General features: G+C 68.6%; 7 protein-coding genes. 3 read left to right on the top strand and 4 right to left on the bottom strand.

The window, feature by feature from the left end:
• Positions 1-78 precede the first annotated feature (78 nt).
• Positions 79-1,080: a glutathione S-transferase family protein gene (locus ACFR9S_RS07815; protein WP_379732891.1), complete on the top strand. Its 1,002-nt coding sequence runs from the start codon at positions 79-81 to the stop codon at positions 1,078-1,080.
• A gap of 39 nt (positions 1,081-1,119) precedes the next feature.
• Positions 1,120-1,866 (top strand): hypothetical protein, encoded by a 747-nt coding sequence (locus ACFR9S_RS07820; protein WP_379818382.1) that lies wholly within the window; start codon positions 1,120-1,122, stop codon positions 1,864-1,866.
• A gap of 8 nt (positions 1,867-1,874) precedes the next feature.
• On the opposite strand, the gene ACFR9S_RS07825 is transcribed toward ACFR9S_RS07820, so the two are convergent.
• The 4 genes from ACFR9S_RS07825 to ACFR9S_RS07840 form a co-directional block, all read right to left on the bottom strand.
• Positions 1,875-2,720 (bottom strand): ABC transporter ATP-binding protein, encoded by an 846-nt coding sequence (locus ACFR9S_RS07825; protein ID WP_379731349.1) that lies wholly within the window; start codon positions 2,718-2,720, stop codon positions 1,875-1,877.
• Complete coding sequence (locus ACFR9S_RS07830; RefSeq protein ID WP_379731348.1) at positions 2,720-3,832, bottom strand: FecCD family ABC transporter permease; 1,113 nt, start codon at positions 3,830-3,832, stop codon at positions 2,720-2,722. The genes ACFR9S_RS07825 and ACFR9S_RS07830 overlap by 1 nt, the downstream gene beginning before the upstream one ends.
• Before the next feature lie 4 nt (positions 3,833-3,836).
• Positions 3,837-5,033: an ABC transporter substrate-binding protein gene (locus tag ACFR9S_RS07835; RefSeq protein WP_379731347.1), complete on the bottom strand. Its 1,197-nt coding sequence runs from the start codon at positions 5,031-5,033 to the stop codon at positions 3,837-3,839.
• Between the two features lie 112 nt (positions 5,034-5,145).
• Positions 5,146-6,000, bottom strand: coding sequence for a helix-turn-helix transcriptional regulator (locus ACFR9S_RS07840; protein WP_379731346.1), 855 nt, complete (start codon positions 5,998-6,000; stop codon positions 5,146-5,148).
• 134 nt (positions 6,001-6,134) lie between these two features.
• Here ACFR9S_RS07840 and ACFR9S_RS07845 point away from each other — a divergent pair, with 134 nt between their 5' ends.
• The gene (locus ACFR9S_RS07845) at positions 6,135-7,289 is read left to right on the top strand and encodes a pyridoxal phosphate-dependent aminotransferase (protein WP_379818383.1); all 1,155 of its coding nucleotides are present in this window, start codon (positions 6,135-6,137) and stop codon (positions 7,287-7,289) included.
• Positions 7,290-7,409: the final 120 nt, after the last annotated feature.

The raw sequence follows: 7,409 nt of genomic DNA on the forward strand, positions 1-7,409 counted from the left end.
ACCGTCGGCGTCGAGGGCGTCGCCGAGGCGTCCGCCGCCGGCGCTCGGCTTATCCGGCTCGCTCCCCTCCCTTCGCCCATGAACATGCTCGTCGACGGCGAGTGGCGGACCGACGCCTACGACTCCACCAACGAGGAGGGTGAGTTCGACCGGAGCGAGAGCAGCTTCCGGGACTGGCTCGACGGGAGCGTCGCCGCCGCGGGCGAGGCGCCGAACTCCTCGGAGTTCGAACCCGAGTCCGGCCGCTACCACCTCTACATCTGTCGGGCCTGCCCGTGGGCCCACCGCGCGGCGATGACCCGACAGCTCCGGGGGCTGGAGGACGACATCTCCATCTCGCTGGTCCAGCCCGAGCGCTACGACGAGGGCTGGGAGTTCTCCGAAGAGCACCCCGACCCCTTCCACGACTACGAGTACCTCCGCGAGGTGTACACCGACGCCGATCCCGACTACACGGGCCGGGTGACGGTGCCCGTCCTCTGGGACAAGCAGGAGGAGACCATCGTCAACAACGAGTCGAGCGAGATCATGCGGATGCTCGACACCGCGTTCGACGGCAACGAGTTCTCGCTGTACCCCGAGGACTTGCGCGGGGAGATCGACGAGATCGTCGACGCGATCTACGACCCGATCAACAACGGCGTCTACCGCGCCGGCTTCGCGGGCACGCAGGACGCCTACGAGGACGCTGTCGACGACCTGTTCGACGCGCTCGACCACTGGGAAGAGGTACTCGCCGACCAGCGCTACCTCGCGGGCGACGGCGAGCGCCTGACGCTGGCGGACGTGGCGATGTTCGCGACGCTGGTCCGGTTCGACCACGTCTACCACACCCACTTCAAGTGCAACCGCCGGGCGATCCACGAGTACCCGAACCTCTGGGGGTACACGAAGGATCTCTACCAGACGCCCGGGATCGAGGAGACGGTGAATATGGACCACATCACCCGGCACTACTACGTCAGCCACGGTGACCTCAACCCCACGCGGATCGTCGCGGTCGGCCCGGATATCGACTTCACCGAACCGCACAGCCGCGACGAACTCCCCGGCGGCCCGCCCGCGGCGCTGACCGAGTAGACCACCAGTTCCTTCTCCCGGCCGGCCGGAGCCGGCCACATGGTCCTCGGACTCTCCGGCGGTCAGCTGTTCGGCGCCGCGATGCTGCTCGGCGGCGCCGTCGTCCTCCTCGCGAGCGCACGGTACGTCTGGCGGGCGAGCGCGGTCGTTCGCGCGTCGACGGTCGACTCGCTCGCGGGCGTCGATCCGGGGTCGCTCGTCCGCCTCTCGGGCACGGCCGAGCAGGGCGACGACGAGACGCTCACCGCCCCCTTCTCCGGCAGCGAGTCGCTGGTGCTTCGCTACGCCGTCGAGGAGCGTCGGCTCAGCCCGTACCTGCTGCCGTGGTTCGTGACGATCCACGAGCGGGCCGGTTCGGTGCCGTTCCGCCTGCGCACCCCGGAGTCGGTCGTCGACGTGACCGAGCCGACGCGGACGGTCACGCTCCGAGCGGACCGCGTCGCGACCGTCGCCCTCCACGAGACCCCGCCCGAGCGCATTGAACGCTTCGAGCGCCGGACGGACGCACTCCCATCGACGACGGTCTGGCACGCGCGACAGTTCGGGATCGGTCCGGTGCTGGACGCGCTCTCGCTCGGCACGCGCCGGTACACCGAGGCGCGCGCGACGCCGGACGAGGACGTGACTGTCGTCGGTCGTGTGACGGAGGCCGGCGGCGTCGATCCGCTGGTGGTTTCGGACCGCTCGCCCGCGAGCACGCTCCGCCGGATGGCGGGCACCTCCCTCGTCGGCCTCGCGATCGGCGCGTTCGTGGTCGCGCTCGGTGCCGTGTTGTTCGTCGGCTGAGGCGACCGTCAGGCCGGGTCGTCGCCGTCGTCGTGCAGCGGCTCCAGCGGGACGACCTGCGTCCCGTGTTCGGTTTCGGTCACCGCGACCTCGATATCGAAGACCGCGGCGAGGGTATCCCTCGTGACGACCGTCGCGGGGTCGCCCCGTGCGTACACGGACCCATCCTTGAGCGCGACCACGTGGTCGGCGTACCGGGCGGCCTGATTGATGTCGTGGAGCACCAGCACGACCGTCATGTCGCTGCGGTCCCGCAGCGTCTCGACGATCTCCATCACCTCCAGTTGGTGGTACGGGTCGAGGAACGTCGTCGGCTCGTCGAGCAGCAGCACGTCGGTTTCCTGGGCCAGCGCCATCGCGATCCAGACGAGCTGTTTCTGCCCCCCGCTGAGGCTGTCGACGTCGCGGTCGCGGAGATGCTCGATGCCGGCCAACTCGATCGCCTCGTCGACGGCCGCCAGATCCGACTCCGACGGCGACTCGAAAAAGCCCGTGTGGGGGTAGCGCCCCCGCTCGACGAGATCCTCGACGGCGACCCCAGTGGGGACGGCGTTCTCCTGGGAGAGCAGGCCGAGCTTCCGCGCGAGCTCCTTCGAGCCGAACTCGTCGATCGTCCGGCCGTCGAGCAGAACCGTCCCGTCGTCGGGCGAGATCTTGTTCGCGAGCCCCTTCAGGAGCGTACTCTTCCCGCTCCCGTTCGGGCCGATGAGCGCCGTCACCGCGTCCGGCGGGACGTCGATGGACTCGCCGTCGATCACGGGCGTCTCCAGCCCCGGGTAGCCGACGACGAGCTCCATCCCGGAGAAGTCGGCCTCACCGAGGTCCGGTCCGTTCGTGGACGACTCCCCGGCCATCAGAGCTCACCCAAGTTCGTCTTCTTCCGCATCAGGTAGAGGAAGTACGGCCCGCCGACGATGCCGGTGATGACCCCGACCGGTAGCTGGATGGGGCTCAGCGCGAGCCGTGCCCCCACGTCCGCGCTGACCAGCAGCGCGGGGCCGAGGAACAGACAGCCCGCCAGCAGCAGTTTCGCATCGCTGCCGACGATGTTCCGAACCATGTGGGGGACGATGAGCCCGACGAAGCCGATGAGGCCGGCGACGGCGATGGCGGCGGCCGTCGAGAGCACCCCGATCCCGGCGATGGCGAACCGCATCTTCTCGACGGGCATCCCCAGCGAGTCCGCGCGGTCCTCGCCGAGCGCGAGCACGTCCAGCTCCTGCGTGACGGCGAACGACAGCGCCATCGACAGTACGGTGAACGGGAGCGCGATTCGGACTTCCTCCCAGCCGGCGTTCATCAGCGTCCCCGAGAGCCACGCTTGTGCGGCCATCGCGACGCCGAGGTCGTCGATGAAGAAAAACAGCGCGCGCTGGACGGAGCCGAAGACGGTACCGACCACGACGCCCGCCAACACCAGTCGGACGGGACTGGTACCGTTCTTCCACGCGATGGCGTACACGAGCAGGAACGCCAGTCCCCCGCCGACCGCCGCGAACAGCGGGAGGACCGGCATGAGCCCGTAGAAGAACGTCAGCGTCAACAGCACGACCAGCCCGGCACCGTCGCTGACGCCGAGGATGTAGGGGCTGGCGAGCTCGTTGCGCGTGATGATCTGGAACAGCGCGCCCGAAACCGCGAGGTTCGCGCCGACGAGCACGCCGACGAGGATGCGCGGCAGCCGGAGGTTCCAGACGATCAGCTGTTCGCGGCTGAGCCACTCGGGGACGGTCGCGCCGAGGAACGTCCACTGCCAGACGTCGAGGCTGAACAGCACTGTCGGGTCGAACACCGTGTGCCACGCCTCCCCCAGCGTCAGCGGGTACGCGCCGAAGCTCACCTGGAGTATCGTTGATCCGAGCAGCACACCGAGGCTCCCGACGACGATGAGCGCGAGCTTCGAGGTGCGGTACCAGTCGGCGCCGGCGGCGCGCAGCTTCGCGAGTCGATCGAGTACCCGTCCCATCTGGCTAGAACTCGCCGTTGATAATGTCGCTGACGCGCTGCCGGTCGAACAGCTGTCCCTCCTCGGGCACGTCCTCGACCGGCCCCGGCCACTCGCCGAAGCGGTCCGGCCAGACCATCTTGGCGACCGCCTCAGTGGCGAAGAGGTCGACGATCGGTCCCTGGTACTGGTCGCCGATCCGGAGGATGTTCCCCTCCTGGACGGCGGTGAGGTCCTGCCCGTTCGGATCGTTCTCGAACGGTTCGACGACCTGATCGACGAACTCCTCGTGTGTGCTCGAAACCAGCGACCCCCCGACGGAGATGTAGTCGGGGTCGTACTCCAGCAGCTCCTCGTACCCGATGTAGCCGCCGCCGGGGATCTCCGCGTCGTACGCGTTCTCGAGGCCGAGGCGCTCGAGCGGCTTGGTCTGGTTGTGGTACTGGTGGACGTCCGAGAGGTAGAACTGCCCGGTCGTCGGGTCGACGCCGCGCCACAGCGGGATGACCGAGGGGCGCTCGTCTTCCGGCGGGAGCTCGGCCTCGATGTTCGACATGAACTCCTCGTGGAGCGACTCCCACTGCCGGAAGCGCTCCTGACGCTGGAACACTGTCGCCACCTTCTCGAACACGTCGTAGAGCTCGTAGTAGGTGTCCTGCTGGTTCCCGAACGGGTGGGTCGGACCGAACCGGATCCCCGACGCGACGAACGGGCCAGTCGCGTTTTCGATCTCCTGGATGTCGGCGTCGTCCCAGTCGGTGAACCGACCAAGATTCCGGGGGTCGATGAGGTTCACGTCCGGGGCGGCCGCGTAGAAGTTCTCCTTGTCGTAGCCCGACTCGGAGCCGGACGCCAGGGCCGTGATCTCCTCTTCCTCGAACGTGAGATCGGGGAGGATGTCGTACAGCTTCCGCGGCGCGCGCGCCATGTCCGTCGCCGCCGTCGGCTGGATGCCGAGCGCCATCCCGATGTCGAGGTAGACGCTGGGGATGACCGAGTACGACTCGGGGACCGTCTCGAACGTGAACTCCCCGTGGGGGGCGATCTCGACGGAGTACGGCGTCGGGCTCTCGGTCGCCGTCGGCTCGTCGGTCGCCGTGGCGTCGCTCTCCGACTCCGTCGCCGTCGACTCGGTCGCCGTTTGGGCGCCGCCGCTGCTACAGCCGGCGAGGGCAGCTAACAGTCCTACGCTTCCCGCAAGCAGTTCGCGTCTGCGTGTCATATTCTTAGGTGGGCCTAAAACAACTTAGTGATTCGCGGCTTACGGTGTGGCCCGCCGTGTTCGATGTTCGCGGTGCGTTACGCCGTACAGCCCGTGAACGTCGCCGCCCGGCTCAGTCGCGGTCGGCCAGCGGTACCGCGTTCGCCCGGTAGGCGTCGACGGTTTCGTCGGCCCACGCGACAACGTCGGGGTGGCTACACCGGAGGATGTCGAACCCACGTTCGTCCTCCCGATCGACGGTGAGGAACACGGTTTCGCCGTCGATGAGGTCGATGCTACAGGGGACGCGCTCGTCGACGCTGTAGTACGTCGTCGACCCGACCTGCCGCTCGATCTCCTGCCACCGGTCCCGGAGGTCGGGGTCCTCGATCATCGTCTCGGTCACGTCGCTGTCGAAGACCACCGTCCCGGTCGGATAGTCGCCGGCTCGGACGGCCTCCTCGAACGTGTACATCGGCAGCGAGATGAACGTCCCGAGCAGCGATCGACAGTTCGCGGCGTCCTGCACGGCGTTGGCGACGACGCGGGCGCCCCCCAGCGGATCCGCGCTCCCCTCGGCGACGAGCTCGCTTCCGGCGAGACAGCGGAGCTCGAAGTCGAACCACTCGGTCGGCAGCCGCTCGACCACGTCGGGGTACGACTTCCCGACCGAGACGGTTCCGAGCAGCCGGCTGAAGTCCTGATAGACGAGCTCGCCGAACCCGGTCAGCGAGTACGCACCTCCCGACGCCCGCCGCTGGATGAGCTCCCGTTCTTCCAGATCCCCGAGGATCCGGCTCAGCGTCACCCGAGTCACGCTCGTCGCGTCGTGTAGCTCCTGTCGGCTGCGGGGCCCGTCGCTCAGCAGCGCGAGTACGCGGAGCCGATGTTCCGACCGGGCGAGAAACGCCACCGACTCGACGGCGTCGCCGGACACCGCCGACTCGGGCGCCCCGTCCCGTCGGTTCTCTGCGTCTGTGACCGTCATCTGGTACTACTCTGTTTAGGTGGGCCTAAATCACTTTCCACTCCTCACCAGTCTGATCGATCCGGCGTCCTCGATACCGACGCCCTCGATTCCGGCGGGGGAACTGCCTTTAGGATGCGAGCCGAGGGGCCGGTATGCCCACGCCCACGGAGCGCGTTCGCGCCTGCGAGCGCTCGAAGATCCGCGTGATGTTCGACTTGGCGGAGGCCGCCGACCGCGACCTCGTCCGCCTCGAAGTCGGGGAGCCGGACTTCGACACGCCCGAGCACATCGTCGATGCCGCGGCCGAGGCCGCCCGCGCCGGCGAGACGCACTACACCTCCAACGCCGGCCTGCCTGAGCTCCGGGAGGCCATCTCGGAGACGCTCGACCGGGAGTACGACGTGCGCTACGACCCCGAGCAGTTCGTCGTCACCAACGGCGGGATGGAGGCGCTCCACCTCGCGGTGCTGTCGGTGCTCGGCGCGGGCGAGGAGCTGTTGATCCCCTCGCCCTCGTGGCCGAACTACTGGACGCAGGCCCGACTGGCCGACGGCGTGCCGGTCGAGATTCCGATGCCCGAGGAGACGGGGTACGCGCTCGACGCCGAGCGCGTGATCGAGCGGATGGGCGAGGAGACGGGCGCGGTCGTCCTCTGCTCGCCCGCCAACCCCACGGGACAGCTGCACGACCCCGACGAGATGCGCGCGGTCGTCGACGCCGCGGCCGAGCACGACGCCTACGTGATCGCCGACGAGGTGTACCTCGGACTGACGTACGACCGCGATCCGGTCGGCCTCGCCGCGCTGACGGACCACCCGGAACACGTGCTCACGGTCGGCTCCTGCTCGAAGACGTATGCGATGACGGGCTGGCGGGTCGGCTGGCTCGGGGGGCCGCAAGAGATGATCGACGAGGTGACGAAGATCCACGAGAGCACGACCGCCTGCGCGGGCTCGGTCGCCCAGCACGCCGCGATCGCGGCGCTCACTGGCCCGCAGGAGCCAGTCGAGGAGATGTACGACGCCTTCGCGGAACGCCGGGAGTACGTCGCCGATCGGATCGAGTCGATCGACGGCGTGTCGGCGCCGACGCCGGACGGCGCGTTCTACGCGTTCCTCGACGTGGATCTGCCGGGGAGCAGCCTCGACATCGCCAAGCGCCTGCTCCGGGAGCAGGACGAGGTGCTCGACCCCGGCGACGGCTTCGGCGAGGCCGGGGAGGGGAAGCTCAGGCTCTCCTTCGCGAACTCGCTGGAGCAGTTGGAGAAGGGGCTGGACGGGATCGAGGCGGCGGTTCGGGAGAACTGACTACTGCGGTTGCTGTGCGGTGGCGCGAAGCGCTCGCGCCTCCGTGCGCCGACCGAGCGCGAGGTCCTCGCGAGTGAAACGAGCGAGGGCACGAGGGAGCTTTGCTCCCTCGGAGGACGA

It is taken from the genome of Halolamina salina (genome assembly GCF_042678005.1).
Lineage (GTDB): Archaea > Halobacteriota > Halobacteria > Halobacteriales > Haloferacaceae > Halolamina > Halolamina salina.